General features: G+C 63.3%; 24 protein-coding genes. 17 read left to right on the forward strand and 7 right to left on the reverse strand.

All coding sequences use genetic code 11. The features are described 5' to 3' along the window. Nucleotides 1-13: 13 nt before the first annotated feature. From gpmI to U3648_RS12720, 5 genes are all read left to right on the forward strand, one after another. Nucleotides 14-1,528 carry a 2,3-bisphosphoglycerate-independent phosphoglycerate mutase gene (gene gpmI / locus U3648_RS12700; protein ID WP_420859603.1) on the forward strand — a complete coding sequence of 505 codons (1,515 nt, stop codon included), beginning with the start codon at nt 14-16 and terminating at the stop codon, nt 1,526-1,528. Beyond that, on the forward strand, nt 1,525-2,646 hold the full coding sequence (locus tag U3648_RS12705; protein ID WP_420859604.1) for a murein hydrolase activator EnvC family protein: 1,122 nt from the start codon (nt 1,525-1,527) through the stop codon (nt 2,644-2,646). Before gpmI ends, U3648_RS12705 begins: the two co-directional genes overlap by 4 nt. Before the next feature lie 53 nt (nt 2,647-2,699). Continuing rightward, on the forward strand, nt 2,700-4,034 hold the full coding sequence (locus U3648_RS12710) for a S41 family peptidase (RefSeq protein ID WP_420859605.1): 1,335 nt from the start codon (nt 2,700-2,702) through the stop codon (nt 4,032-4,034). A gap of 88 nt (nt 4,035-4,122) precedes the next feature. Continuing rightward, the gene (locus tag U3648_RS12715) at nt 4,123-4,605 is read left to right on the forward strand and encodes an RNA pyrophosphohydrolase (protein ID WP_420859606.1); all 483 of its coding nucleotides are present in this window, start codon (nt 4,123-4,125) and stop codon (nt 4,603-4,605) included. Then, nucleotides 4,602-5,105 (forward strand): hypothetical protein, encoded by a 504-nt coding sequence (locus U3648_RS12720; RefSeq protein WP_420859607.1) that lies wholly within the window; start codon nt 4,602-4,604, stop codon nt 5,103-5,105. The genes U3648_RS12715 and U3648_RS12720 overlap by 4 nt, the downstream gene beginning before the upstream one ends. Nucleotides 5,106-5,109: 4 nt before the next feature. Here U3648_RS12720 and U3648_RS12725 read toward each other — a convergent pair whose 3' ends face one another. The 4 genes from U3648_RS12725 to U3648_RS12740 are packed head-to-tail and all read right to left on the reverse strand — an operon-like array spanning nt 5,110 to nt 9,579. Further along, nucleotides 5,110-6,450 carry an NAD(P)/FAD-dependent oxidoreductase gene (locus U3648_RS12725; protein ID WP_420859608.1) on the reverse strand — a complete coding sequence of 447 codons (1,341 nt, stop codon included), beginning with the start codon at nt 6,448-6,450 and terminating at the stop codon, nt 5,110-5,112. After that, on the reverse strand, nt 6,447-7,943 hold the full coding sequence (locus tag U3648_RS12730) for an aldehyde dehydrogenase (RefSeq protein WP_420859609.1): 1,497 nt from the start codon (nt 7,941-7,943) through the stop codon (nt 6,447-6,449). The genes U3648_RS12725 and U3648_RS12730 overlap by 4 nt, the downstream gene beginning before the upstream one ends. A gap of 3 nt (nt 7,944-7,946) precedes the next feature. Next, the gene (locus tag U3648_RS12735; RefSeq protein ID WP_420859610.1) at nt 7,947-8,864 is read right to left on the reverse strand and encodes a dihydrodipicolinate synthase family protein; all 918 of its coding nucleotides are present in this window, start codon (nt 8,862-8,864) and stop codon (nt 7,947-7,949) included. 7 nt (nt 8,865-8,871) lie between these two features. Continuing rightward, the gene (locus U3648_RS12740) at nt 8,872-9,579 is read right to left on the reverse strand and encodes a GntR family transcriptional regulator (protein ID WP_420859611.1); all 708 of its coding nucleotides are present in this window, start codon (nt 9,577-9,579) and stop codon (nt 8,872-8,874) included. Nucleotides 9,580-9,706: 127 nt separating this feature from the next. Here U3648_RS12740 and U3648_RS12745 point away from each other — a divergent pair, with 127 nt between their 5' ends. After that, the gene (locus U3648_RS12745) at nt 9,707-10,657 is read left to right on the forward strand and encodes a GlxA family transcriptional regulator (RefSeq protein ID WP_420859612.1); all 951 of its coding nucleotides are present in this window, start codon (nt 9,707-9,709) and stop codon (nt 10,655-10,657) included. On the opposite strand, the gene U3648_RS12750 is transcribed toward U3648_RS12745, so the two are convergent. Then, nucleotides 10,650-11,555 carry a LysR family transcriptional regulator gene (locus U3648_RS12750; RefSeq protein ID WP_420859613.1) on the reverse strand — a complete coding sequence of 302 codons (906 nt, stop codon included), beginning with the start codon at nt 11,553-11,555 and terminating at the stop codon, nt 10,650-10,652. The genes U3648_RS12745 and U3648_RS12750 overlap by 8 nt on opposite strands. A gap of 105 nt (nt 11,556-11,660) precedes the next feature. Here U3648_RS12750 and U3648_RS12755 point away from each other — a divergent pair, with 105 nt between their 5' ends. From U3648_RS12755 to U3648_RS12790, 8 genes are all read left to right on the forward strand, one after another. Next, on the forward strand, nt 11,661-12,290 hold the full coding sequence (locus U3648_RS12755; RefSeq protein ID WP_420859614.1) for an HD domain-containing protein: 630 nt from the start codon (nt 11,661-11,663) through the stop codon (nt 12,288-12,290). A 9-nt stretch (nt 12,291-12,299) separates the two neighbouring features. Next, nucleotides 12,300-13,301, forward strand: coding sequence for a sterol desaturase family protein (locus U3648_RS12760; protein ID WP_420859615.1), 1,002 nt, complete (start codon nt 12,300-12,302; stop codon nt 13,299-13,301). A gap of 259 nt (nt 13,302-13,560) precedes the next feature. Further along, entirely contained in the window at nt 13,561-14,772 is a 1,212-nt protein-coding gene (locus U3648_RS12765; RefSeq protein ID WP_420859616.1) for a HEAT repeat domain-containing protein, read from the forward strand. Between the two features lie 3 nt (nt 14,773-14,775). Next, nucleotides 14,776-15,789 carry a DUF2169 family type VI secretion system accessory protein gene (locus U3648_RS12770; RefSeq protein ID WP_420859617.1) on the forward strand — a complete coding sequence of 338 codons (1,014 nt, stop codon included), beginning with the start codon at nt 14,776-14,778 and terminating at the stop codon, nt 15,787-15,789. 34 nt (nt 15,790-15,823) lie between these two features. After that, entirely contained in the window at nt 15,824-16,870 is a 1,047-nt protein-coding gene (locus U3648_RS12775; RefSeq protein ID WP_420859618.1) for a 3-oxoacyl-ACP synthase, read from the forward strand. Beyond that, nucleotides 16,867-17,880, forward strand: coding sequence for a PAAR-like domain-containing protein (locus U3648_RS12780; RefSeq protein WP_420859619.1), 1,014 nt, complete (start codon nt 16,867-16,869; stop codon nt 17,878-17,880). Before U3648_RS12775 ends, U3648_RS12780 begins: the two co-directional genes overlap by 4 nt. Further along, nucleotides 17,877-18,647, forward strand: coding sequence for a hypothetical protein (locus U3648_RS12785; RefSeq protein WP_420859620.1), 771 nt, complete (start codon nt 17,877-17,879; stop codon nt 18,645-18,647). Before U3648_RS12780 ends, U3648_RS12785 begins: the two co-directional genes overlap by 4 nt. Beyond that, the gene (locus tag U3648_RS12790; protein ID WP_420859621.1) at nt 18,647-19,324 is read left to right on the forward strand and encodes a hypothetical protein; all 678 of its coding nucleotides are present in this window, start codon (nt 18,647-18,649) and stop codon (nt 19,322-19,324) included. The genes U3648_RS12785 and U3648_RS12790 overlap by 1 nt, the downstream gene beginning before the upstream one ends. On the opposite strand, the gene U3648_RS12795 is transcribed toward U3648_RS12790, so the two are convergent. Both U3648_RS12795 and U3648_RS12800 read right to left on the reverse strand, forming a co-directional pair. Continuing rightward, nucleotides 19,321-19,749: a DUF6484 domain-containing protein gene (locus U3648_RS12795; RefSeq protein WP_420859622.1), complete on the reverse strand. Its 429-nt coding sequence runs from the start codon at nt 19,747-19,749 to the stop codon at nt 19,321-19,323. The two genes, U3648_RS12790 and U3648_RS12795, sit on opposite strands and share 4 nt — an antisense overlap. A 164-nt stretch (nt 19,750-19,913) precedes the next feature. Continuing rightward, complete coding sequence (locus U3648_RS12800) at nt 19,914-20,564, reverse strand: TetR/AcrR family transcriptional regulator (protein ID WP_420859623.1); 651 nt, start codon at nt 20,562-20,564, stop codon at nt 19,914-19,916. Nucleotides 20,565-20,680: 116 nt separating this feature from the next. Between U3648_RS12800 and U3648_RS12805 the strand changes: the two genes are divergently transcribed. The 3 genes from U3648_RS12805 to U3648_RS12815 are packed head-to-tail and all read left to right on the forward strand — an operon-like array spanning nt 20,681 to nt 25,720. Then, on the forward strand, nt 20,681-22,726 hold the full coding sequence (locus U3648_RS12805) for an FAD-dependent oxidoreductase (protein ID WP_420859624.1): 2,046 nt from the start codon (nt 20,681-20,683) through the stop codon (nt 22,724-22,726). A gap of 1 nt (nt 22,727) precedes the next feature. After that, entirely contained in the window at nt 22,728-23,744 is a 1,017-nt protein-coding gene (locus U3648_RS12810) for a trans-3-hydroxy-L-proline dehydratase (RefSeq protein WP_420859625.1), read from the forward strand. Next, nucleotides 23,741-25,720 (forward strand): oxidoreductase, encoded by a 1,980-nt coding sequence (locus tag U3648_RS12815; RefSeq protein WP_420859626.1) that lies wholly within the window; start codon nt 23,741-23,743, stop codon nt 25,718-25,720. Before U3648_RS12810 ends, U3648_RS12815 begins: the two co-directional genes overlap by 4 nt. The last annotated feature ends 87 nt before the right edge of the window (nt 25,721-25,807 follow it).

The raw sequence follows: 25,807 nt of genomic DNA on the forward strand, positions 1-25,807 counted from the left end.
AAAGGAGCCAGCCATGAGCCGTCCCAAACCCGTTGTCCTTTGCATTCTTGACGGTTGGGGCAAGCGAGCCGAGACCACGGCGAACGCCCCGGCACTGGCCAACACCCCGAATTTCGACCGTATCCTTGCCACCAACCCGAGTGCCGAGCTGATCACCCACGGGCCCGATGTGGGCCTGCCCAGCGGGCAGATGGGCAATTCCGAGGTCGGGCATACCAACATCGGCGCGGGCCGGGTCGTGGCGATGGACCTTGGCCAGATCGACCTGGCGATCGAGGACGGATCGTTCTTTCAGAATGCCGCCATCATCGACTTTGCCGACAAGGTGAAAACTGCCGGTGGCACTGCGCATCTTATGGGGGTGGCGTCAGACGGCGGGGTCCATGGGCATATCGACCATATCGTCGCCGCCGCGCGGCTCTTATGCGCCCGAAACGTGCCGGTTGCCGTGCATGCCATCACGGACGGGCGTGATGTGCCGCCCTCCTCTGCCGCGCCCTATCTTTCGGATTTGCAAGAGCGCCTGCCCGAGGGCGCGCGCATCGTCACCGTGATCGGGCGCTATTACGCGATGGACCGCGACAACCGCTGGGACAGGGTGCATGCGGCCTATGATGCCATGCGCTGGGGTGAAGGTATCACGCCCGCTGCGCCGCTTGGGGCGCTGGATTATGAAGCTGGTATTACCGATGAATTCACGCTCCCCGCCGCAATTGGTGGTTACGAGGGCATTTGTGACGGCGACGGGCTGTGGTGCCTGAACTTTCGCGCCGACCGCGCGCGCGAAATCCTTTCGGCCCTGGCCGACCCCGATTTTGATGCATTTGATCGCAGGTGCGTACCGTTGTGGAGCGCGGTGCTAGGCATGGTCGATTATTCCGAACAGCACAACTCTTTCATGACCTCGGCATTTCCCAAACGCAGAATCGAAAATACGCTGGGTGCCTGGGTGGCGCAACATGGGCTGACCCAGTTCAGACTGGCCGAGACCGAAAAATACCCGCATGTCACCTTCTTCCTGAACGGCGGCAAGGAAACACCCGAAACGGGCGAAGATCGGTTCATGCCGCAGTCGCCCAAGGTCGCGACCTATGACCTGCAACCCGAAATGTCCGCGCCCGAAGTGTCTGACAAATTCGTTGAAGCGATCGAGAAGGGCTACGATCTGATCGTGGTGAACTTCGCCAACCCCGATATGGTCGGCCACACCGGTGACCTGGGGGCCGCGGTGAAAGCCTGCGAGGCGGTGGATGCCGGCCTTGGCCGGGCGCTTGCCGCGCTGGAAAAGGCCGGCGGCGCGATGGTCGTCACCGCCGATCACGGCAATTGCGAAACCATGGTCGATCCCGAGACAGGCGGCCCGCACACGGCGCATACGCTCAACCCCGTGCATGTCATCGTGGTTGGCGGGCCGGACGGGGCGCAATTGCACAACGGGCGGCTCGCCGATCTCGCGCCGACGGTGCTGGACCTGATGGGCCTTGACCTGCCTCCGGAAATGACCGGCAAGAGCCTGATCGACAGATGATCCGGCGGCTTGCCCTTTGCCTGTCGTTCTGCGCCGGTCTTGCGCAGGCGCAGTCGGATCCGGCGACAGCAGCGCTTGCCGCGTCGGACCGGTTGGAACAGGCCAGCGTCATGCTGGGGCAGGCCGAGACCGCATCCGACAGGGTCGCCGCCTTGACAGCCACGGTTCAGGCTTATGAAGACGGGCTTGTCGCGCTGCGCGACGGGCTGCGCCGCGCCGCCATCCGCCAGCGCGCCATCGAGGCGGACCTGAACGCCCGGTCGGGCGAGGTCGCCCGTCTTCTGGGCGTGCTGGAAACCATGGGTCGCGCGCCTGCGCCGCTCTTGCTGCTGCACCCCTCCGGCCCGACCGGAACCGCCCGGTCCGGCATGATGGTGGCCGAGGTGACCCCGGCGCTTCAGTCCGAGGTGGAAAACCTGCGCGCGCAATTGGAAGAGGTCGCGGTGCTGCGGCAATTGCAGGACGGCGCGGCCGACACCCTGCGCGATGGGCTTGCAGGCGCGCAAGAGGCCCGGGCCGCCCTGGCCGTCGCGATCCAAGACCGGACTGACTTGCCCCGGCGCTACGCCGAAGACCCGGTTCAAACCGCGCTGTTGATCGCATCGACCGAGACGCTGGATGCCTTTGCAAGCGGGTTGTCGATGACCATCGGTGGCGATGTTACCGGCGAGGCGCCCGATGCCACCGATCTGCGCGGGCAGATCGCGCTTCCGGTTCAGGGGCAGGTGATCCGCCGCGCCGGAGAGGCGGACGCCGCCGGGATCGCCCGGCCCGGCATCATTATCGCCGCCCGTCCCCGTGCTCTTGTGACCACACCCGTCGCCGCGACGCTGCGGTTTCGCGGGCCGCTCTTGGACTACGGCAACGTGTTGATCCTTGAACCCGCCGCCGATGTCCTTTTCGTCATCGCCGGTCTGGCCGAGGTCTACGGCGAACCGGGCCAGATCCTTCCCGAAGGGGCGCCGATCGGGCTGATGGGCGGCGAGAGCCCGCCGATTGACGAGATTTTGACTGAAACAGCCTCTGGCGGGGGCATACGTGCCACCGAAACCCTTTATCTTGAGGTCAGAGAGGGGCAAGGTCCGGTTGATCCCGCGACCTGGTTCGCGCTGCAATGACAGGGACGGCAGGCAACGCCCGCCAACGCCCTGAAAACGAGGTAGGAAAGACCATGAAGAAATTCGCCATCGCCGCCGTCACCGGTTCGGTCCTTGGGCTTTTGGCCACGACACAGATCGCCGGTCCGCTGATCGCGCAGGAGGCGTCGCGCAATGCCAGCGTCTATGAACAGCTGGACCTGTTCGGCGATATCTTCGAACGAATTCGCGCCCAATATGTGGAAGAGGTGGACGAAGCCGACCTGATCGAGGCGGCGATCAACGGGATGCTTACCTCGCTTGACCCGCATTCCAGCTACCTGTCGCCCGATGACGCGGCCGACATGCGGGTGCAAACGCGTGGTGAATTCGGTGGGCTGGGGATTGAGGTCACGCAGGAAGAAGGCTGGGTCAAGGTCGTCTCGCCCATGGATGGCACACCCGCGGACGCGGCAGGCATCCTTGCCGGGGATTTCATCACCGCGGTCGATGGCGAAAGCCTGCTGGGGCTGACACTGGACGAAGCGGTTGAATTGATGCGCGGCCCGGTCGGGTCCGAGATCATCGTCACCGTGGTCCGCGAAGGCGAAAGCGAACCTTTCGATGTGTCGATCATCCGCGACACCATCCGCCTGACCGCCGTCCGGTCGCGGACCGAAGGACAATCGGTGGTGCTGCGCCTCGTGACTTTCTCGGACCAGACCTATCCCAGCATGGAAGAACAGTTCCTTGAACAGGTCGAAGAGGCCGGCGGGATCGAGAACATCAATGGCGTCGTGCTGGACCTGCGCAACAATCCCGGTGGGCTGCTGAACCAGGCAATCATGGTGTCCGACGCCTTCCTTGAAGCAGGCGAAATCGTGTCGACCCGGGGCCGCAACCCGCAGGACGGCGACCGGTTCAACGCCGAGCCGGGCGATATCACCGGCGGGCTACCGCTTGTGGTGCTGATCAACGGCGGCTCTGCCTCGGCCTCTGAAATCGTGGCGGGGGCGTTGCAGGACCACCGCCGCGCCATTGTCGTCGGCACCAAGAGTTTTGGCAAAGGGTCGGTTCAAACACTGATGCCGCTTCCAGGTGATGGGGCCATGCGCCTGACCACCGCGCGCTATTACACGCCGTCGGGGCGGTCGATCCAGTCGCTGGGCATCCAGCCCGACATCATCGTCGAACAGCCGCGCCCGCGCCTTCAGGACGAAACCGGCGAAGAGGAGCAGCCCCGGCTGCGGTCCGAGGCTGACCTGCGCGGCGCGCTAAACAACGACAGCCTGTCCGAGGATGAAATCCGCCAGATCGAAGAGGATCAGGCCGCCGCCGAGGCGACAGCCGCGCTGCGCGAAGAAGACTACCAATTGGCTTATGCTCTCGACATCCTGCGCGGGCTGTCGGCGCTTGGTCCCCAGAACTGAACTGGTGGCGTGGGTTGAAACCCACCTTACGGGCGCATTGCTCCTGTAAGGTGGGTCTTGACCCACGCCCCCTGCCAAAGGTTTCCAGATGACGCCCGAAGAGATCGCCCGCCTGCCCTATCGCCCCTGCGTCGGCCTGATGCTGGTCAATGCCGAGGGCCGGGTTTTCGTCGGTCAGCGGATCGACAACCATCAGGCCGCCTGGCAAATGCCGCAGGGGGGCGTGGACCCCGGCGAAAACCCGCGTGAAGCCGCCCTGCGCGAGTTGTGGGAAGAAACCGGCATTCCTGCCGACCTCGTCCGGATCGAGGCGGAAACGGCCGAGTGGCTGCCCTATGACCTGCCCCATGACATTGTCCCGAAAATCTGGAAGGGGCGGTATCGTGGTCAGGAACAGAAATGGTTCCTTCTGCGGTTCCTTGGAACCGACGCGGACGTGAACATCGAAACCGACTACCCGGAATTTTCCCGCTGGATCTGGCTCGATCCCAAGGAACTGCTTGCCTCGATCGTCTCATTCAAGCGGGATGTCTATGCCCGTGTTTTGGACGAGTTCGAGGAGAAGCTATGAAACTGACCATTGCCGCTGCGCTGATCTGCGCTGCCGGGGGCGCCAATGCCCTGTCCTGCATCCCGCCCGACCCTGCCGCCAGCTTTCAGCGCGCGGCAGAGGCGGAAGACAGCTATGCCGTGCTGTTCGGCACATTCCGCTTCGATCCCATTGACCTGCCGGGGATGGAACAGACGAACGACCCGAACTATCGCCCGCCCAGCGCAGTCGCCCGGTTTTCCGGGCAGGGCCTTGGCGCGGCAGGCTTTGCTTCGACATCCGACCGCAGCGTGACCATTCAACCGCTTTGCTTTGGCCCGTGGTGCGGGAATATGACGCCCGACCTTCCTACACTGGCCTTCGTCAAGGTTGGCCCCGACGGTGGCTATACGGTCGAGGCCGACCCCTGCGGCGGCTGGGTCTTTCCGGACCCAAGCCCCGAAATGATCCGCGCGGTCGAGGCCTGCATGCGCGGGGAGGCTTGCGAACCCGATTTCAACCCGCGTCGCAGGGGCAACTAGACCGCTACTCAGCTCGCGCCTTCCATTCCTTCCAGCGGAGGACGGTATTCGCGCCGATATCCCGAACCGCCCGGGGCGGCAGGCGTGTCGGCGCGGGTTCCCTGGTGAAATGCCGGGTGATGTCGCTTTGCACCCCGCAGGCCAGTTCGGCCGCGCCAATCCCGGTCAGCGTGCCCCGTGCCGTGCCCAGCCCGTTCTGCACGCAGCCCGAATAGACACCGTTTTCAATCTCGCCCATCACCGCGACGCCATTCATGGTTAGACACAGGTGCCCGGCCCAGCTGTGGTCCATCGTCATGCCAGCAAGCTGCGGAAAGCGGCTGTCGAACTTGCGGCGCATTGTGCGGGCCGCGCGGTGCAGGTCGGCGGGGCTGGCCGCCATGCCCGACCGCAGCACGGCACAAGTCCGGGTGATGATCCGGTTGCCCCCCTGCCCGCTGTCGATCCGGCGCATGGTCGTGCCCATCGGATCGGAAGGGGTGATGCCCCAGCGGGGCTGCCCCCCCAGCCGCGCCAGCGCGTCGGCGTCCAACTCGCGGGTCATCGTCGCGAACAGGAACAGCTGCATCAACCGCCCCCGCGCCTGCCCGAAGCTTTCCAGGTGCCCGTTGACGGTCAGGATCACCTTGCCCGCAGTCAGACGGGCCTTGGGGGTCGTGACGGTCCAACTGTCGCCCTGCCGCGAAAACCCGGTCACCGGGCCGCGTTCGAACACCTGCACCCCGTCCCGGCGCAACCCATCGGCCATGCCGCGCATATATCCTGCGGGCTGCAACATCACCGTTCCGGGGGTGTAGAGGCCGGACAGGTAGTGCGCGCTGCCGGTGATCTCTTGCATCTGGCGGGCATCCAGCCGTTCCGAGGCTTCGTCAAGGCTCGCAAGATGCCGCGCGTAGCTGGCGTTGTGCGCGTCCGCCGCCGGGCTTGCCGCACCGTTGATCTTGCCCGCCGGATCAAAGAAATTCCGGTCGATGCCGAAATCTTCGACCGCGGACGCGGCAAAGGCCTGCGCCTGCCGGTTCAGGGCGATCACCGCACGGTCGTCGCCCGATCCGGCGTAATCCTCGCTTGCCAGATCATGCGGCAGGTCGATCATGAAGCCAGAGTTGCGGCCCGATGCGCCCTCGGCCACCGCCCCCGCCTCGAGCACCGCGATCCGGGCGCCCGGGGCAAGCTGGGTCAGGCGGCGGGCGGCGGCCATGCCGGCAAAGCCACCGCCGATCACCACGAAATCCGCAGTCTGGTCCTGTTCCAGTTCCGGCCCTTCTGGGCGCGGCGGCAGGATCGCGTTCCAGGCCGCCGGACCAAGGTGCACCGGCAGGCGGCGCGCGTGATAGGTCGTCAATCCACGGCCTCGTCTGCGTCGTCGGCCAGATCGATCCAGATCGTCTTGAGCTGGGTATACTGGTCGTGGGCATGGATGCCGTTGTCACGCCCGCCAAAGCCCGACTGCTTGAACCCGCCGAAGGGGGTCGTGCTGTCACCTTCGCCAAAGCTGTTGACGGTGACGGTCCCGGCCCGCAGGCTGCGCGCGCCCCGGATCGCCCGTTTCACGTTGGCCGTGAAAATCGACGCACACAGGCCATAGTCGGTGTCATTGGCAAGGTTGATCGCCTCGTCAAAGCCCGAGACCTCGATCACCGACAGAACCGGCCCAAAGATTTCCTCGCGCGCCAGTTCGTGGTCGTTCCCTGGCACTTCGACAACCGTTGCTTCGACAAAACCCTTGTCGGCTTTGCCGCCGAGGATGATGTTTTCCGCCTTGTCCAGATAGCCGCAGACCTTGTCGTAATGGGCCTTCGACACCAGCGCGCCCATGCGGGTTTCCGGGTCCAGCGGGTCGCCGACGTTCCATTGCTTCGCGTGGTGGGCGATCCGGGCCAGCAGGTCGGCCTTGACCGATTTGTGCACGATCAACCGGGACGAGGCAGAGCAGTTTTCGCCCATGTTCCAGAAGGCGCCGTTGACGATATGCTGCGCCACGCGATCAAGGTTCTCGGCATCGTCCATCACGATGGCCGGGTTCTTGCCACCCATTTCCAGCGTGACCTCCTTGGCGTTCGATTCCGCCGAATAGGTCAGGAACCGCTTGCCGGTTGCGGTTGACCCGGTGAAGGACACGGCGTCGATATCCATGTGGCGGCCGATGGGCTCGCCCACCTCTGCCCCATGGCCCGGCACCACGTTCAGAACGCCGCGCGGCAGCCCCGCCTCCATCGCCAGTTCGGCGACCCGCAGGGCAGTCAGGGTCGTTTCCGCCGCCGGTTTCACCACTACCGAACAGCCCGCGGCCAGCGCCGGCCCGATCTTCCACGCCAGCATCAGCAGGGGGAAATTCCACGGCAGGACAAGGCCCACGACGCCCACCGGTTCCCGCACAACCATGGCGATGTGATCGTCCGACGCGGGCGAGACCTGATCGTAGATCTTGTCGATCAGTTCGGCGTGCCATTTGATGCAACGGATGGTCTCCGGGACATCCACGGTTTCGCAATCATAGATGGTCTTGCCGCTATCGATGCTTTCCATCACCGCCAGTTCACGGGCGTTGCGGGTCATCAGTTTCGCCAGACGGATCAAGACATCCTTGCGATCCGACGGATGCAGGCGCGACCAGCGGCCATCGTCGAAAGCCTCGCGCGCCTTCGTCACAGCGAAATCCACGTCCTCCGCCCCGCAGGCGGCAATATCGGCCAGCTTTTCGCCCGTCGCCGGGTTCACCGTTTCAAAGGTGCTGCCCGAAATGGCCGGGCGAAAGGCCCCGTCAATGAAGGCCGCAGTGGGCAGGTCCAGCCCGGCGGCGATGGCCTTGTATTCGTCTTGTGTCAGCAGTCCCATCGGTCAGCCCTCCGCCCGGATATCAGCGATTGTTTTCTTCAGCACGCGCACCACCTGTTCCAGCGCGCGCTTGTCGTCCTTGTTCAGCCCCTTCAGGGGAGGGCGCATCGCGCCGGCGTCGAACCCGTTCAGGGTCACACCATATTTGATCGTCTGGATGAACTTGCCGCCCTGTTCCAGCACCCGCATCAGTGGCATCAGAGCCGACATGATCCGGCGACCCTTGGCGAAATTGCCCTCGATCACGCAGGCCTCATACAGGGCCACATGTTCTTCGGGCAGGAAGTTGGACCCGCCGCAGACCCAGAATGGCGCGCCCCAGGCGAAGAATTCCAGCGCCTGATCGTCCATGCCACAGCCCAGCGCGATATGGGGATAGTCGCGGGCCAGAAGATGGACGCGGTTTATGTCGCCCGAGCTTTCCTTGATGCCGCAGAAATTACGGTTGCGGCCGACGCGGTCCAGGAATTCCTCGCCCATCATGGTCCCGGTGCGGTGCGGGTAGTTGTACAGCATCACCGGCAGATCGGCGGCCTTGTCGATGGCCAGCGCGTTGAGGGCGTTTTCCCGGTCGGTTGGCACGGAATAAGGCGGGCTGGCCAAAAGGATCGCATCCGCCCCCATGTCGCGGGCGGCGGTCGCCAGCGCAATGGAATCGCCGGTCAGCATGGCACCGGTTCCCACCACCAGTGGCACGCGCCCCTTGATCCTCTCCTTGGTAAAGCGGGCCGTTTCAACCCGTTCCGCCACGGTCTGGGCATAGTTTTCGCCCGTCGACCCGCCGGAGATCAGGCCATGCACGCCCTTGTCGATCAGAAAGTCGATCACCTCGGCTAGCGCCTCCCAATTGGGGCTGCCGTCGTCATGGTAGGGGGTCACCACGGGGGTGTAGATCCCTTCGAACTTGAAAATGGGGGTCATGGGGTCCTCAGGCGGTGGATTTCGGAAGGGTGCCAAGCGGAGCGGTCAAGCCGCCCGGCATCACGAACAGTTCGATCTGGTCGCGCGAAAGCTTCCAGTGGTCATCGGCAAGACGGGCGGCGGCATCCGGGTCACGCGCCTCGATCGCCGCGATGATCTGGTCATGCTGATCGCTAGCCGTTGACAGGTTGTCGGCCATCGCGTTGGTGCGCGGCTGATAGAAGGTCATCCCGATCCGGGCGTGATCAATCAGCAACCGCCTGAATGAGGGCAGGAGATAGACATTCGCGGCCATCTCTCCGGTGATTTCGTGAAACCGGTTGTTGGCCAGCGCCCGGTCGGCGGGGCTGCCGTCGCGCAGGGCCGCCCGGAAGTCCTCTTGTGCGGCCCTGAGATGGTCAATCTGGTCCGCCGTCGCGTTCAGCGCGGCCAGCCGCATGATCGCGCTATAAATCATCGGGGCGGCAAGGAAGAAATCCCGGAGCGTCGTATGAGACATTTCCGAAACCCGCGCGCCTCGACCCGCGCGAAGTTCGACATAGCCTTCGCCCGCCAGTTCGCGGAACACTTCGCGCAACGGGGTGCGGGACAGGCCGAAGGCGTCGCTTAGGCCCGCCTCGTCCAGATCATCTCCGGGGCGCAACTCCATCGTGAGAATCGATGTCTTCAGGTGATCGTAAAGGGCGGCCTTGGGCCCTTTTCCCGCGTCTTTCATGGCGTTTCACCCCTCGTTTGGCCCGATCCACGTTACGTGCGCACCAAAGCCCTATCAAAAATACAACTTGTATTCAATTTGAATTTCCATAGGATGCAATATTGCCCGCAGCGTGAAAGCCTGAGCGATGCCAACCCCGCAGCACATCGTCTTTGCCCTTGTCGAAGACTTCACTCACATCGCCTTTTCCTGCGCGGTCGAGCCGCTGCGGATCGCAAATTTCATCGCCGGAAAAGACCTTTATCGTTGGTCGTTCCTGTCCGAAGACGGGCAGACCGCGAAATCGTCGAATGGGTCGCGGACCTTGGTGCACGGCAGCTTTGACAGCGTTCCGGCCTGCGACCGGTTGTTCGTCCTATCCGGCCTTGGCATGCGCAACCACATCACCAAACCGCTGACGGCCATGCTGCGGCGGGAACGGTATCGGGGGCGGCCCATTGGCGCGCTGTGTTCGGCCTCGTGGATTCTGGCGCATCTGGGATTTCTCGACGGGCGGCGCGCGGCGATCCACTGGGACTATCACGACAGCTTCGCCGAGACCTTTCCCCAGGTCACGCTTGTGCGGAATGTCTTTGTTGCGGACGAAAAATACCTGACCGCCTCGGGCGGGACCGCTACCGCCGACCTGATGCTGCACCTGATCGAGCTGGAACACGGGGCCGACCTGTCCACCGCCGTGGCCGACCAGATCGTCTATAGCTCTGCCCGCGAGGCGAGCGCCGAACAGAGGGTATCGATCCAATCGCGGATGGGAATGCGCAACGTCCATTTGTCCAGCGCGATCAGACGAATGAAAGACCGCATCGAAGACCCGATATCCCCGGCCACCATCGCGGCAGAGATCGGGATATCCACGCGGCAGTTGGAACGGTTGTTCGGCCAGCACCTGAACACCTCGCCCAAGAAGTATTACATGCAGTTGCGGCTGGATCGGGCGCGGCACCTTTTGATCCAGACCGAATCCTCGGTCATCGACGTGGCCTATGCCTGCGGCTTCGAAAGCCCCGGTCATTTTTCGCGGGTTTATCGCACCGCCTTTGGGGTGACGCCGATGGCGCAGCGCAGCCGGATCAGCTGACCGGCGCATCACGTAGCAGAAAGGTCCGCAGCCTTTCGAACGAGGCTTTTTCGCGCAATGAAGGGCGGTAGACGAGGTAATAACCATATCCCTCACGCCCCAGTTCCGGCCCGATCCGTACGATGGCCCCGCTGTCGACAAGTGCATCTTCCAGCCCGAGGTATCCGATGCCCACGCCATCGCCCGCGGTGATCATATCCAGCATGGTGGGGTAGCTGCGCACGACCGGAAGATTGGCGGATCGCGGCAGGCTTCGGCCCAGCGCCCTGTACCACCGTTCCCAGGTCATCCAACCCGATCCGCTCGGGTCGCCATGGTCCAGAAGGAACCGCTGCGGCAGCGTTTCGAACGGAGCGGCAGGGTCAAAGCCGGGATGGGCCTTGGCGAACCCGGGCGCGGCGACGATCCGGCACCGTTCCGGGAACAACAGATCCGCCTCCATCCCCCGGAAATCCCCATTCCCGAAACGTATGGAGAAATCGACGCCCCCCTCGTCGAAGCTGCGATAATCGTCCGAGGTCAAGAAGTTTACCGGCGCATCGGCGACCTGCCGCATGGCGCCAATGCGCGGCATCAGCCACAGATGCGCCACACCAAAGGACGCCCCCACAACGAAATCCCGGCTCCCGGCCCGGCGCACATCCCGCACGCCCAGTTCGACCCGGTCCAGAACCGAGGTCGCAAGTTCCGAAAGCGTCTGCCCTTCGGGCGTCAGGCTGATGGCGTTGCCCCGCCGCAGGAACAACGGCGCGCCGATCCAATCCTCAAGTTTCGCAACATGGCGGGTGACAGCTGGCTGGGCCACGCCCAGCTCTTCCGCCGCGCGGGTGAAATTGCCCAGACGGGCGGCTGCCTCGAAGGCAAGAAGGGCATTCATGGGCGGCAGCCTGCGGCGCATTTCAACGATCCTTCATAACAAAAAGGTATCGAACTATTCCACTTTTCCCCCTCGGCGTAAATGGGTGCACGGGTCATGGTAGCGCCAGACAAAGGAGATTCCACAATGGACAAGGTCAGCTTCACCCAGATGAAGGACGGCACAAAGGAAGACTATGAATTCCTGACCGCCCATGAGATCGACCACACCAAGGACACCGCCAAGCGGCTGATGAAAGCTCTGGTCGAACTGGATGAAAGCCTGTCGGGCTACCAGATCACGCGCCTTGGGCATTCGATCCAATCCGCCACCCGCGCCTACCGCGATGGGGCCGATATTGACTGGATCGTCTCGGCGCTGCTGCATGACATTGGGGACATCTACGCCCCCTATAACCACGACGAATACGCCGCGACCATCCTGCGCCCCTTCGTCCGCGACCAATGCGCGTGGTGCGTACAGACCCACGGGGACTTCCAGATGCTCTATTACGGACACCACCTTGACGGGTTTGACCAGCACAAGCGGGAACGGCACCGCGGCCATCCATATTTCGATGATTGCGCCGAATTCTGCGAACGCTGGGATCAGGCCAGCTTTGACCCCGATTATGACGATCTGCCGCTGTCGTTCTTTGCGCCGATGGTCGAAGAGGTCTTTGCCCGCAAACCCTATGATCCCGACGTGATGACCCCCGGCACGCGCCTGCCGTTGGCCGACCCTGAGGTCGCGGCCCAGCGCGCCGCACAAGCCTGAGGCACGACAATGACCGACCAGACCCCGCCGCCTGCCCGCCCGGAGCGGCGGGTTTGGAACTATACGCCCGACCTGCCGATCAAGCTTGCGCCCTATTGGGATTGGCCAATGCGCCCGCTCGCGGCAGCGGTCTACCTCCTGCGCAGCTGGAACCCGGTGGGACTTCGTTTCCTGTTCCTTGTTGCAGCCTTTGTCGTCTGGACATGGTTCACCCCCGATCTGTCACGCGCCGAAACCATCCGGTTCGACTGGATTGCCGAGGTCTGGGTGCGCAACTTTGTCCTGCTGACTGGCGTCGCAGGCGGGCTGCACCTGCTTTTGTGGCGGTTCGCGGTGCAGAAGGACGACTACCGCTACGACATGCGCCCGATGATGAAAGGTGCACGGGCCTTCTGGTTCCGCAATCAGGTCTGGGACAACATGTTCTGGTCCTTTGTCGCGCTTCAGTTCTGGACCTTCTTCGAATGCCTGATCTGGTATGCCTACGCCAACGGCTGGGCCACGATGATCACTTTCGACACGAACCCGGTCTGGTTCGTCACCCTGATCGTGCTGATCCCGATCTGGGCGGGGTTCTATTTCTACACCCACCACCGGCTGTTGCATGTCGGGCCTTTCTATCGCCACGTCCATTCGTGGCACCACAAGAACGTCAACACGGGGCCGTGGTCAGGGCTTGCGATGCACCCGGTCGAAAGCTTCATCCTGATGACCGATACGCTGTTGTTCCTGTTGATCCCCGCACATCCGGTGCATGTGCTGTTCCTGTTGTTCCATCACGGGATCGGCGCACCCACCTCGCACGCCGGGTTTGAGAAACTGAAGATTGGCAAGGGCGGTATCGAGGTCGGGGATTTCTTTCACCAGCTTCATCACCGGTTCTTCGACTGCAACTACGGCACATGGGAAACACCTTGGGACAAGTGGTTCAACACTTTCCACGATGGAACCAAGGACGGGGATGCGGCCGTGCGGGAACGGCGGCGGCGGATCTGGAACTCGGCCGACTAGAGCGTTTCGTCTTTGTATTGAGGCGCCCGGTATCGGCCTTCGCGTTAGAGCCTCTCACGCGAAAGGCCGCGAATGGCCGATCCGAGGTCAAGTCGAAACGCTTTAGGCACCGCGACCTCGCCCAGAAATTTCCTTGCTGATTCAATGACCGCCGGGCTAGCATCCTCGCATCCCATTTTGCGAAGTCATTATGCTCAAAAAGGTAAATAGACCGACTGTGCGGGACGACTTCCTCCGTGTTCATCTGGAGGACGCGGCTATGCTGTTCATGCAGCACCGTCATCTGACGGAAATGCCCAACGTCCGCCTGCCCGACCTTTACGAGACCGAGCAGCGTCTATCTGCACATCTTGATTTCGGGATGTACTGCGGCGCACAGGCGCTGGACATGGCCCGGAGCATCTTTGAGGAAAGCCCGACGCGGGGCGAAGTTTCGATGTTCGCCCATGTGGCAATGTTGCAGGGAAATAAGGGTTTCCCGGAACTGATCGGCGACATGGCCGCCGACCCGCAGGATGCCGTTGCCGCCATCGGCCATGCTTTTGCCTTTTGTGGAAAGCCGGTTCGGCGGGATTATCTTGGTCAGTGGATACATTCGGACAATCCTTTCCTTGTGCAATCCGCGCTGGAAGCAGCGATCCAGCATCGGCTGAACCTGCGCGATCTGCTGATCCCGCTGTTTGACCATGCAGACAATGGCATCCGCGCCCGCGCGTTCGAATACGCAGGGGTGATGGGACTGGCCGAACACGGACCAAGGGCCGAGGAGGCGGCGGGAGACAGCGCCCCCGACGTGTCTTTTGCGGCGGCGGTGGCTGGATGCCGGATTGCCTCGGGCGCAACGATCGTTCCGCTTTTGTCAAAGATCGGCCCCTCCAGCAGCGCACGGGACAGCCGCCTTGCGACCGAGGTCGCCTTTCTGACCCTCAACGAAGAGAACGCCCGCGATCACGTCCGCACGCTTCTGTCCGACATTGACACACGGCGCTGGGGGCTTCTGGCGCTCGGGGTGATCGGGGCCGCCCGGACCCTCGATTTCATCATCTCGGACATGGCCGCGCCGGAATTTTCCCGCATGGCCGGATGGGCGTTTTCAATGATCACCGGCGCCAATGTGGCCGAGGATGATCTGGAACTGGATGAATTCCCTGACAGCCCCGACAACCCGCTGTTGGAGGACGCGCCCGAAGAAGATGCCATCGAAGAGGCCCTGCCCTGGCCAGACCCGGAGCGGGTCAAGGCTTGGATGTCGGAAAACGGGTCTCGGCTCAGCAGTGACCACTCGATGCTGTTTGGCCTCGCGCGGTGGAGCTATCAGGACATCGACACGACCCAGCTGGAGTTTCAGGGCCGGTTCCGCGCCGTGGCGCAGGCGATTGCCATGCAAGCGCCCAACCGGCGCCTGCCAAACTGGCGGTCGCGGGTCTTCCTGCAGGACCGGCAATTTCAACGCGACTGGCAGATGGGATGAGCCATGTCGATGCATATTGAAAACCTGACCTCCTTCCCCTGCCAGTTCACGTTGGCGTTCGACTCGGCCGGGCGCGAGATGGTCGTGGTTGTCACCAAGGGCACCTATACCCTGCCTGAGGCTCCGGGCGACGCCTGCACCCTCTCCCCGGCCCAGCGCCCGCTGCACCTTGCCGACGAAATCGCCGACGGGTTGGGAAGCGCGATCCTGTCTGAGACGGATTTCGCGCCGACCAAGCCCTTTTGCGATGTGATGGTCTCGGGGCCCGCCTGCACCCCCGGCGGGGAAGAGGTGAAACGGCTGTTGGTCGCTGCGCAACTGGGCAAGATGAAGAAATCCTTCCATGTCCTTGGCCCCCGCGCATGGCAGGGCCGGATGCTGGGGGTGGAACCGTCCGAGCCCAAACCCTTTTCGGTGCAAGAGATCAGCTATCAGCAGGCTTGGGGCGGCGGCGAACAGCACCCCCGCAAGGAAGACATCTGGGACACAGTCGACACCAACCCGGCCGGGGTCGGGTATTACCCATATTCCTCAAGGACTGAAGGCAAACCGCTGCCCAACACCGAAGAGGTCGGCAAGCCCGTTCTGGAACCGGTCGGCACATATGTGCCCATGGCGTTTGGCCCCATCGGTCGGGCTTGGCTGCCCCGGCGCACCTTCGCCGGAACCTATGACAAGGTCTGGCAGGACACGCGGATGCCGTTTCCGCCGACCGACCTTGACCCGCGCTATTTCCAGTCAACCCCGCCGGACCAGCAGATCCGCTACCCAACACATGGAGAGGCCTTTTCGCTGGTGGGCCTGTCACCGCGTGGGCCGATCCACGGGGTGCTTCCGGCGCCGAAGGTCACCATGCGGTTCGAACGCAAGACCGGGCGCATGACCCAACGGATCGCACAACCCGACACGGTGGTCTTCTACCCATCCGACCACCAACTGACGATCACGTGGCGCACCCATCTGAAACCGGATCGGGACATCTTCGACCTGTCGCAAGTCGTGGTCGAGGCGCAATGACCGGTCGCGCGATCATAACTCCGGGGGGCATGCCATGCTTGCGGTGATCGGCTATGGCATGTGGACCGCGGCAGGACATGACGGGCCGTCATCTGTCGCCTCGATGCGGGCCGGGCTGTCCGCCGCCATCGAAACCCCGCTGTGGGACCCGACCAAGGGCGCGACCCTGAACGCCTTTCAGCTCAGCTCGCATCAATGGTGGGAAGGCGAAAGTTTTCTGGCCGAGATTGCCACCGAGGTCATTAGCCAATGCCATGCACAGATCGATGCCATCGACGGAACGAAGCCCGAAGAGGTGCCGATCCTGATCAGCGTCGCGCCCGAGACGCGGCCCGGCCGCACGCCCGGTCTTGAACAGGGGTTGCTGGCCCGACTGACCGCGCAGCTTGGGTTCGACCTGCCAGAGGGAAGCGGCATCCTGCCCGGTGGCAAGGCCGCGATCCCGGCGCTTCTGACCAACGCCAGCGCGCTATTGGGCCGGTCGCGCTATGTGATCCTTTTGGGCGTCGAAAGTCTGCTGCAACAGGCGATCGTGAACCACTACATCCGCGAAAACCGGCTGCTGTGCGGTGGCAATTCCTCGGGCTTCATCCCGGGCGAGGCCGGGGCCGCGGTGATCCTCTCTGCGCCGGGGGCCACGGGCCTGCCGGAATTGCGGCTGACCGGGGTCGGCGAAGGGCGTGAACCCATCGGCAATCCCGACGATGAAACCCCACGCTGTTCCGGGCTGACCAACGCGATGCGGTCGGCCCTTGCCACCGCCGGAACCCAGATGTTCGACATCGGGGTCCTGCTGGGCGACCTGAACGGCGAGCACGGCAAGTTCAAAGAAGCGACGGTGGCGGTGATGCGCAACGATCGGCTCCCGCCGGAGGGAGTGTCTAGACGCCCGCGCCAGCTTCTGGAAGACTGGAACACAGCCGAGGCGATCGGCGAAGTTGGCGCCGCGATGCTGCCCGCCGCGATGGGCTGGGCGTTCGAGGCGGGCCGCATGGGAATTCTGCCCATGCGCCACGTTCTGTTCCACGGCGGAGAGGACGACGGGACGCGGGTCGCCATAGTTGGAGAATTTTCAGGATGAGCGTATTTGCAAACGGACGGGAAGTGTCGGGCAAGGCCCAGGCCAACCAGATCATCGCGGGCTTTCCCAGCGTCTGTCTAAGCCCGCCGTCGCCGCCCGCCGGGCCGGTGCCAATCCCCTACCCGATGTTCACCAACGCCAAGAAGACATCGCAGGGGACGACCACCGTCAAGATCAAGAAAAAGGAAGTCGGCAAGAAGAACTCCTCGACCTACAAGAAGTCCAACGGAAACGAGGCCGCAACCCGGTCTTTCGGGATGGACGTGGTCACACATACGCTGAGCGGGGCAACCAAACACAAGGCCTATTCCTTCGACGTCAAGGCGCAGGGTGCCGGGGTAAATCGGTTCTCGGACATGACGACGACGAACCACAACAACCCGGCGACGGCTGTCACCATCAACGCAGCGGCGTTCGACGTCAGCCTCATTGACGACTTTGACAACCCCTGCGCCGAACTCGCAGCCGCGAACAAGGCCACCCGTGACAACATGCGCGGCTCGGACCATCCAAAGTATGTTCAGGACACGGCAAAGGGGAATACGACGATTACTCACGCTCTCTACACCCCTCCCCCGGGTCAGGGCGACACGAGGGTCATCCGGGCATCCTCTCGTCAAGTCATGTCACAGTATGACCCCAGCTTTGTTGTGGGGCTGTCGTCGGACGAGAAAGAAGAGCTTCGGGTTGCCGGCGAGAAACAAAAAATGAACTCGGCGGTTTGTGGAGGCCATGTCTACAAGCGCGGATTCTTCATGCCGCATTCTAGCCATACCGAAGCACGTATTCTGGAAACGATTGCGGCCAATCCACCAGCGGATACAACCAACGGCTTTGGCAAGGTTGTCTTTGGCATCGATTGGCCAGGGGGGCCAAACAAAGGCATGTCATCGAAATCACCGTGTCCGGAATGTCAGGCCCTGATTTGTGCTGCTCTCGCGTGCTTTGACATCGTGGTATGCGATGAAGAAAACGAACCCATAGATCAATCAGAAGAGTGTGACGAATGATATCGATAAAGGCCCTTGATTCAATCGACATGTCTGCAGCGCCTCTTCCGGCGAACTGGCAGGGTGCGCTTGATCATATCGGTCCGGTTCAGACCGTGACGCCACTGGTAGATCGTCTGTCCGGAAAGACGACTTGTGCAACCGTGGCGATGATCGCCGGCGTCGTTACTTGGGGCGCCGCGCGGTTGCGCCCCTTCACAGACACTGGCTTTCTGTACGAATTGGCAGAGGCCAGTTTTGCTTGGCAATTCGACTGGCGCTATCTGGACACCGAAGTTGAACCAAAAGGAAAACCGGCTGACCAGCCTGTTGAGGTTTCGGCTCCAATGGTCTTGCGCAGTTTCGTACGCAAGAGCATCCGCGGCGAAAAGCCATGGCACAGCTTCTATCAGCCGACAATGGAGCTGTTCCACATGTCCAGTGTGGTTTCATTCATCCTTCCACCGGACTTGCGCGACATTTTTGAAGACTGGCTTGTGCAAACTTCTGATCGCTTGGACGCACTTTGCGCTGCGCCAGACCTTGAGGTTCCTGACTTCGCGGACTTTGAGAACAAACAAGCCTATCGCGACTATTGCGCCCCAAGGCGCGGCGCGCCCGTACCAATGCTCGCACTTGATCCAACGATCGCGATTGAAGCGGATGGGCTGTCGGATCGGGCACTGGAGGAATTGCGCAAGCTTGACCCTCGAGCCAACCGATATCTTCGCACCGCCGAGCAGATGGCAGCGCTCGGATTCGACGGCCAACCATACGGGGCGACCTGATGGCACTTGCCGCCTACATAGAAGGTCTTGTGTCCGGCACGGCGCTGCCCCGGTTCGCCTGGGAAGACTGGAAGTGCCGTGACTATTACATGTGGGACCCGCCCGAAGGGTTTCTGGAACAGGTTTCAGACGCCGCCGCTGTGGGTTTGATGCTTGCATCCGGCGCTTGGATCGCAGCACGGATGAACCGGGTCGATCCCGATCCGATGCCGGACTATGCGTTGCGGGCCGGTTGGGCCTTCATGCTCGAACCGGAATCATGTTTCTACTACGAACCCAACGATAATGATTGGCGCGGGCCGGTTCGCGCCCCGATGTCGATCATGGCCGTGATCGCGATGGACGCGCTCTATTGCCGGGATGCAGACCCAGAGGTGCGCATTCGGACCCATTGGATGGCCAACCTTGCCCGCTACGTCCTTGAAGATGATGCCGAGACGTTTGACGCCTGGTTCAACTGGGCGGCGGATCGCCTTGCCCGTGTTCATCCCCGCAGCGAGATGCCGAAGCTCGGGCTGTTCGACGTTCCGGTCAGGTTCGAGCCCGTCGTCGGTCGGGATGTATTTGTGCCGGAAACCGACTATGATCCAGCCACTGCCCGGTCATCGCTTTACAACTGGCTGATGCAGGGCGACCGGGACAATCCGTTCATCGATTTCTCGGAGCTGCGCCCCTAGTTCAGCTGAACACTGGCCCCCTGAATGCGGTTGTTCCGTTCCGCCCGTGTCAGGATTTGCGTCCCCCGGATCGTGACAGTTCCATCTGCCTTCATCACGATGCTGGATTTTCCACAGCGCAGTTCGATGCTCTTGCGGCTGGTGATCTGAATGGGCAAGTCTTCGTCCCGCTGGATCGTGACCGGCGTGGCTTCGGTCCGGATCGGTTTCTGCACCAGTCCGATGATCAGCGGCCGGTCCAGCCGCCCGCCTTCGAACATCAGCGCAACCTCGGCCCCGATATTGTCCTGCGACAGTTGGTGCAGCGACCGGGCGGGCACCGCGGCCTCCTTAGGATTGGACGCAAAGACGACAAGCGGTTGATCCTTCTTGAACCCAAGGATCACGCCAATCTCGACGGTGGCGGCGGTATCTGTTGTGATCATGTCGGTCCCTTCTCGATCTGTCGGGGCGGTGCTGAGATCGGGCCCGGCCCTGACTGGCCCGGTCGGTACACCACCTGAATAGCCGAAATTGCGGCGATGGCGGCCGATGCCCCAGTCTAAGCGGGCAATCGCCAAGCTGTCACCCAGATTCTGGGACGGTAGGTTCAGCGGCCTTCATCGAACCCACATTGGGCATGGAACCGGCGCAGCTCCGCCTCGGTCGGGCTCTGGCCGGTGAAGGTATGGATGTAGCCCGGGATGCGGGCCATGCGGGTGGCCATGTCCTCGACCACCTGCATCGAGATATAGCCGATCTGGACGAGATAGACTGTGCGCGCCCGCACGTCCGCCTCGACCGGGGCATATCCGAACCGTTCGAACATGGCCCGGATCGCGGCCAGCCGCTCTGCGTCCGCCGCGTTGACCCGCGCCGCCACATCCTCGGACTGATGCGCCCAGCCGCGCACGGCCAAATCCAACCCTGCCTCGAACGGGCCACCTTCCATGAAGACCGCGACAAGGTTCAGCGCCGCTTCTGTCACGGTTTCAGCATAGGCGCCCGCCGCATCGGTCAGGCTGCGCGTGTTGGTCGCTTCCCAGTCGTCCAGTAGCGCATCAAGGAGCGCCGCCCGATCCTTGAAGAACCAGTAGAAACTGGTGCGCGACAGGTTCAGCCGGCTGGCCAGCGGCTGGATCTTCACGGCGTCCAGACCCGACGAGACAAAGGCCTCGCGCGCGGCAGTCAGCCAGCCCTCGCGCGAACCGCGCCAGCCGCTGGATTTGTCTTCTGTGTCGATTTGATCGGTGTCCGCCATGGGCCGACCCTACCGGCGCAAAGAAGGGAGGGCAATAAAATCGTCACCCATGAACACAAACTTGACATAAGTGAACATTTTCGGAATCCTCGCGTCAACCTGATGGCGGAGCTTCCATGTCAAACGACCCTCTCTTGCAGCCCTACCAGATCAAGCATCTGACCCTGCGCAACCGGATCATGACCACCAGCCATGAACCGGCCTATCCCGAAGACGGAATGCCGAAGCAACGTTATGCCGCCTATCACGCGGCGCGGGCCAAGGCCGGGGTTGCCATGTGCATGACCGCCGGGTCGGCGGCGGTGTCGCTGAACAGTCCGCCGGTGTTCAACAACATCCTTGCCTACAAGGACGAGGTCGTGCCGTGGATTCGCAACCTGACGGATGCGATCCACGAACATGGCGCGGCGGCGATGATCCAGCTCACCCACCTTGGCCGCCGCACGGGATGGTCCAAGGGCGACTGGCTGCCCTCCGTCTCGTCCTCCCGCCACCGCGAACCCGCGCATCGGTCCTTCGCGAAACTGGCCGAAGATTGGGACATCGAGCGGATCATCTCGGATTTCGCGGACGCGGCCGAACGGATGAAGGCCGGCGGCATGGACGGGGTCGAAATCATCGCCCATGGTCATCTTCTGGACCAGTTCATGTCGCCCCTGTCGAATGATCTGGACGGTTCCTACGGCGGCGCGACACTTGAAACCCGGGCGCAGCTGACACTGGACGTTCTGGCCGCTGTCCGTGGGCGGGTGGGGGATGATTTCATCCTCAGCCTGCGGATGGGGGCGGATGAAAAGACCCCCGGCGGGATCACGCCCGAAGAGGGGCTGGCGCTGGCCAAACATATTCAGGCGGCGGGGCTGGTCGATGTGTTCAACATCAACGGCGGGCGCATCCACACCGACCCGGCGATGTCAGACATGATCCCGGTGCAGGGGATGGCCAGCGCGCCGCATCTTGGGCTGGCAGGGGCGGTGCGGGCGGCAACGGGAATGCCCGTCTTCCACGCCTCGCGTATTCCCGATGTGGCCACCGCGCGCTTTGCTGTTTCCTCTGGCCAGTTGGACATGGTGGGCATGACGCGGGCGCATATGGCCGACCCGCAGATCGTCAAGAAGATCATCGAAGGGCGCGAGGACGACATCCGCCCCTGTGTCGGGGCCACCTACTGCCTTGACCGGATCTATGGCGCGGGCGAGGCGCTGTGCATCCACAACCCGGCCACGGGCCGCGAACTGACCATGCCGCACGAGATCGCCCCGGCGGACACCGCCAAGAAAGTGGTGATCGTTGGCGCAGGCCCCGCCGGGCTGGAGGCCGCGCGCGTTGCCGCTGAACGCGGCCATGATGTGACCGTGTTCGAGGCGCAGCCGGACCCCGGTGGACAAGTCCGGCTGACCGCGCAGAACCCAAGACGGCGCGAGATGATCGGCATCATCGACTGGCGCATGGCCCAATGCGCCGCCCGCGACGTGGAATTCCGGTTCAACACCTGGGCCGAGGTCGCGGATGTCACCGCCCTGTCCCCCGATGTGGTGATCGTCGCCACCGGCGGGCTTCCCAACACGGACCTGTTCGAAGGCGGGGGTGACAACGATCTGGTGGTCAGCGCATGGGACCTGATTTCCGGCGATGTGAAACCGGGGCAGTCGGTGCTGGTCTATGACGAAAGCGGCGACCATCCCGGCCTGATGGCGGCAGAGATCGCCGCCAACGCCGGCGCAAAGGTCGAGGTGATGACCCCCGACCGCACCTTCGCCCCCGATGTGATGGCGATGAACCTTGTCCCCTATATGCGCGCGCTTCAGGACAAGGACGTGACCTTTACCGTCACCCGCCGCCTGTCGGACGTTGTGCGCGACGGCAACCAGTTGAAGGCGGTAATCGGCACCGACTACAGCGACCTGACCCGCGAACAGACCCATGATCAGATCGTGGTGAACTATGGGACGATGCCGCTGGCCGACCTTTACTTTGACCTGCGCCCGCTGTCGCGCAATGATGGGGCGGTTGACCCGGATGCGCTGATCGCCGGGCATCGGCAGGACATCACCCGCAACCCGGATGGCAGCTTTCAACTGTTCCGGATCGGCGATGCGGTCAGTTCCCGCAATACCCACGCGGCGATCTATGATGCGCTGCGGCTGATGAAGGATCTCTGACATGCGCAGCACCCGCACGATCCATGTCATTTCCGCCCATGCCGAGGGCGAAGTGGGCGATGTGATCGTCGGCGGGGTCACGCCGCCGCCCGGTGACACGCTGTGGGATCAAAGCCGCTGGATCGCGCGGGACGAAACCCTGCGCAACTTCGTCCTGAACGAACCGCGTGGCGGGGTGTTCCGGCATGTGAACCTGTTGGTTCCGCCCAAGCACCCCGACGCGCAGGCGGCCTTTATCATCATGGAACCGGAAGACACGCCGCCCATGTCCGGCTCCAACTCCATCTGCGTTTCGACCGTTCTGCTGGACAGCGGGATCATCCCGATGGTCGAACCGGTGACCGAGATGCTGCTGGAGGCACCGGGCGGTTTGGTGAAGGTCCGTGCCGACTGCCGCAATGGCAAGGCGGAACGGATCACGGTGCAAAACCTGCCCTCATTCGCCCAACACCTCGATGCCAGGCTAGAAGTCGAGGGGCTGGGCACCCTGACCGTCGACACCGGATTTGGCGGCGACAGCTTTGTCTTTGTCGATGCGCCCGCGCTGGGGTTTTCCATCGCCCCGGACGAGGCGGCGGATCTTGCCCGTCTGGGGGTAAGGATCACCGCCGCCGCAACAGAACAACTCGGCTTCAGCCACCCAACAAACCCCGATTGGACCCATATCAGCTTCTGCGCCTTCACTACGCCTGTGGTTTCCGGGCAAACCCGGCACGCCGTCGCCATCCGCCCCGGCAAGATCGACCGCTCGCCCACCGGCACCGGGGTTTCGGCCCGCATGGCGATCCTGTCGGCGCGGGGGCAAATGGGTGTGGGCGATACGCTTGACTGCGCCTCGATCATCGACAGCCGGTTCACCGGGCGGATCGCGGCCACCTGCGACCTTGGCGGCCTGCCCGCGATCATTCCGGAAATATCGGGCCGGGGATGGATTACCGGGGTGCACCAGCACATGCTGGACCCGGACGACCCCTGGCCCAATGGTTACCGCTTGTCTGACACTTGGGGCGCAAGATGACGTTCAAGCATGTCTTCCAACCGCTGACCCTGCGGCACAAGACCTTGAAGAACCGCATCGTCTTCGGGGCGCATACGACGAACATGGCGCGGGATGGTTTGCCCGGCGATCAGCATCTTGGGTATTACCTTGAACGGGCCATTGGGGGGGCCGCGATGATCGTGGTGGAACCGGTGCCGGTCCACGCCGCCGCCGTTCTGACCCGCGGCAATTTCCGGCATTCCTCGGACGAGGTGATTCCGCATTTCGCCCGCATCACCAAGGCTTGCAAGGCCCATGGAACGGTGATGATTCAACAGCTGTACCACGTCGGCGCCCATGGCGACTGGGACAACAGCTGGCACGCCAACTGGTCCCCATCCGGCAGGCCCAGCTATCACGACAACGATGGCAGCCACGAAATGACCGTGGCCGAGATCGACGAGACGATCCAATCCTTCGTCGACGCCGCCGTCCGGTGCCAGAAGGCGGGGTTCGACGGGGTCGAGGTCTGGGCTGCCTACCACTGTCTTCTGGATCAGTTCTGGACCCCGTTTTCCAACCAGCGCACCGACGACTGGGGCGGCAGTCTTGAAAACCGCACCCGCCTCTCGCGCGAGATCATGCGCCGCATCCGCGCCGCCTGCGGCGAGGACTTCATCATCGGCCTGTCGATCAACGACGACGCCGAGGTCGAGGTCTGCCTGAGCCGGGACGAGATGGTCGAGATCGTCGCCATGCACGATGCCGAAGGGCTGATGGATTACGTCACCGTTGGCGCGGGCAGTTACTTCGACTTCTACAAACTGCTGCCAACGTTCCAATATCCTGAAAACCTTGGCGCCGATCTGGCCGAGCGGTTGAAACAGGCGGGCCTGACCGCGCGGGTCACGGCAGAGGCGAACATCCGCACCCCCGACAACGCCAATGCGGTCATCGGTGCGGGTCGGGCCGATCTTGTGTCGATCGTGCGCGGGCAGATCGCCGACCCGCACCTTGTGTCCAAGGCCACAGCGGACCGGGCCGGGGACATCCGGGGGTGCCTGTGCTGCAATCAGCAATGCTGGGGACGGCGCGGGCGGGATTACTACATCTCCTGCCTCATCAACCCCTCTGCGGGACATGAATACCTCTGGGGCGGCGACAGGTTTACCCCCACGGATACCCCGAAATCCGTTTTGGTGGTTGGTGGCGGACCTGCCGGGCTGGAGGCCGCGCGGGTCGCCGCAGAGCGCGGCCACCGGGTAACACTGGCCGAGGCCGGACCCGAGATCGGCGGACAGTTCCGGCTGGCCGGGTTGCAACCCCGCCGCGCCCAGATCACCGATCTGATCGCATGGTATGGGCGGCAACTGGGCCAGCTTGGGGTCACGATGCGGTTCAACAGCTATCTGGACGCCGACGAGATTGCCGCGTTTGGCGCTGACCATGTCATCCTTGCGACCGGGTCGCAGCCCACCGGCACCGGATTTCAAAAGGCGCTTCCCCATATCCCAACGCTTCCCGGCGTGGACCGTCCCAACGTCTGGTCAACCGAGGATGTGATGGGCCGCGCCGCGCGGCTTGGGCCGCATGTCCTGATCCTTGACGAAGGCGGGCATTGGAAGGGGATGGGCACCGCGTGGCATCTGGCCGAGGCGGGCCATCAGGTGACCATCGTCACCCCCGACGCCATGATCGGCAAGGAACTGGTGCGCTCTGCCGCCGATTTCCCCGCGCGGCGGACGCTGGCCAGGATGGGCGTCCGCTTCATCCCTGAAACCGCGATACTGGAATGGTGCGATACAGGCGCGCGCTGTGCCTCGCTTTTGACAGGCGAGGAGCAGGTCATTGCCGCCGATACGTTGGTTCTGGCGACTGGGAACCGGGCCGATCCAGACCTGCCCGCGACGCTGCGGGCGCTGGGTGTTGGCTTTACCGCCATCGGGGACGCCAATGCGCCCCGGCTTGCCGCGGCGGCAATCTATGAAGGGCGGGTCGCGGGGCTGGGCCTCTAGCCCAGCGCCGCCGCAGATCGGGCATGGCCCCGGCCAGCCGCAGGTTGGCCACGCGCCGTCCGCCCCCATGGGCGGCGCGTTTCGCGC

It is taken from the genome of Marivivens marinus, from assembly GCF_035969385.1.
Classification (GTDB): domain Bacteria; phylum Pseudomonadota; class Alphaproteobacteria; order Rhodobacterales; family Rhodobacteraceae; genus SELP01.

What these genes read in the sequence shown, in the direction of transcription:
- U3648_RS12805 (WP_420859624.1), top strand. Translation starts at nt 20,681, where the DNA reads ATGTCAAACGACCCTCTCTTGCAGCCCTACCAGATCAAGCATCTGACC.
- U3648_RS12800 (WP_420859623.1), bottom strand. Translation starts at nt 20,564, where the DNA reads ATGGCGGACACCGATCAAATCGACACAGAAGACAAATCCAGCGGCTGG.
- U3648_RS12810 (WP_420859625.1), top strand. Translation starts at nt 22,728, where the DNA reads ATGCGCAGCACCCGCACGATCCATGTCATTTCCGCCCATGCCGAGGGC.
- U3648_RS12720 (WP_420859607.1), top strand. Translation starts at nt 4,602, where the DNA reads ATGAAACTGACCATTGCCGCTGCGCTGATCTGCGCTGCCGGGGGCGCC.
- U3648_RS12705 (WP_420859604.1), top strand. Translation starts at nt 1,525, where the DNA reads ATGATCCGGCGGCTTGCCCTTTGCCTGTCGTTCTGCGCCGGTCTTGCG.
- U3648_RS12760 (WP_420859615.1), top strand. Translation starts at nt 12,300, where the DNA reads ATGACCGACCAGACCCCGCCGCCTGCCCGCCCGGAGCGGCGGGTTTGG.
- U3648_RS12770 (WP_420859617.1), top strand. Translation starts at nt 14,776, where the DNA reads ATGTCGATGCATATTGAAAACCTGACCTCCTTCCCCTGCCAGTTCACG.
- U3648_RS12785 (WP_420859620.1), top strand. Translation starts at nt 17,877, where the DNA reads ATGATATCGATAAAGGCCCTTGATTCAATCGACATGTCTGCAGCGCCT.
- U3648_RS12755 (WP_420859614.1), top strand. Translation starts at nt 11,661, where the DNA reads ATGGACAAGGTCAGCTTCACCCAGATGAAGGACGGCACAAAGGAAGAC.
- U3648_RS12795 (WP_420859622.1), bottom strand. Translation starts at nt 19,749, where the DNA reads ATGATCACAACAGATACCGCCGCCACCGTCGAGATTGGCGTGATCCTT.
- U3648_RS12780 (WP_420859619.1), top strand. Translation starts at nt 16,867, where the DNA reads ATGAGCGTATTTGCAAACGGACGGGAAGTGTCGGGCAAGGCCCAGGCC.
- gpmI (WP_420859603.1), top strand. Translation starts at nt 14, where the DNA reads ATGAGCCGTCCCAAACCCGTTGTCCTTTGCATTCTTGACGGTTGGGGC.
- U3648_RS12730 (WP_420859609.1), bottom strand. Translation starts at nt 7,943, where the DNA reads ATGGGACTGCTGACACAAGACGAATACAAGGCCATCGCCGCCGGGCTG.
- U3648_RS12710 (WP_420859605.1), top strand. Translation starts at nt 2,700, where the DNA reads ATGAAGAAATTCGCCATCGCCGCCGTCACCGGTTCGGTCCTTGGGCTT.
- U3648_RS12735 (WP_420859610.1), bottom strand. Translation starts at nt 8,864, where the DNA reads ATGACCCCCATTTTCAAGTTCGAAGGGATCTACACCCCCGTGGTGACC.
- U3648_RS12790 (WP_420859621.1), top strand. Translation starts at nt 18,647, where the DNA reads ATGGCACTTGCCGCCTACATAGAAGGTCTTGTGTCCGGCACGGCGCTG.
- U3648_RS12750 (WP_420859613.1), bottom strand. Translation starts at nt 11,555, where the DNA reads ATGCGCCGCAGGCTGCCGCCCATGAATGCCCTTCTTGCCTTCGAGGCA.
- U3648_RS12740 (WP_420859611.1), bottom strand. Translation starts at nt 9,579, where the DNA reads ATGAAAGACGCGGGAAAAGGGCCCAAGGCCGCCCTTTACGATCACCTG.
- U3648_RS12815 (WP_420859626.1), top strand. Translation starts at nt 23,741, where the DNA reads ATGACGTTCAAGCATGTCTTCCAACCGCTGACCCTGCGGCACAAGACC.
- U3648_RS12715 (WP_420859606.1), top strand. Translation starts at nt 4,123, where the DNA reads ATGACGCCCGAAGAGATCGCCCGCCTGCCCTATCGCCCCTGCGTCGGC.
- U3648_RS12775 (WP_420859618.1), top strand. Translation starts at nt 15,824, where the DNA reads ATGCTTGCGGTGATCGGCTATGGCATGTGGACCGCGGCAGGACATGAC.
- U3648_RS12765 (WP_420859616.1), top strand. Translation starts at nt 13,561, where the DNA reads ATGCTGTTCATGCAGCACCGTCATCTGACGGAAATGCCCAACGTCCGC.
- U3648_RS12745 (WP_420859612.1), top strand. Translation starts at nt 9,707, where the DNA reads ATGCCAACCCCGCAGCACATCGTCTTTGCCCTTGTCGAAGACTTCACT.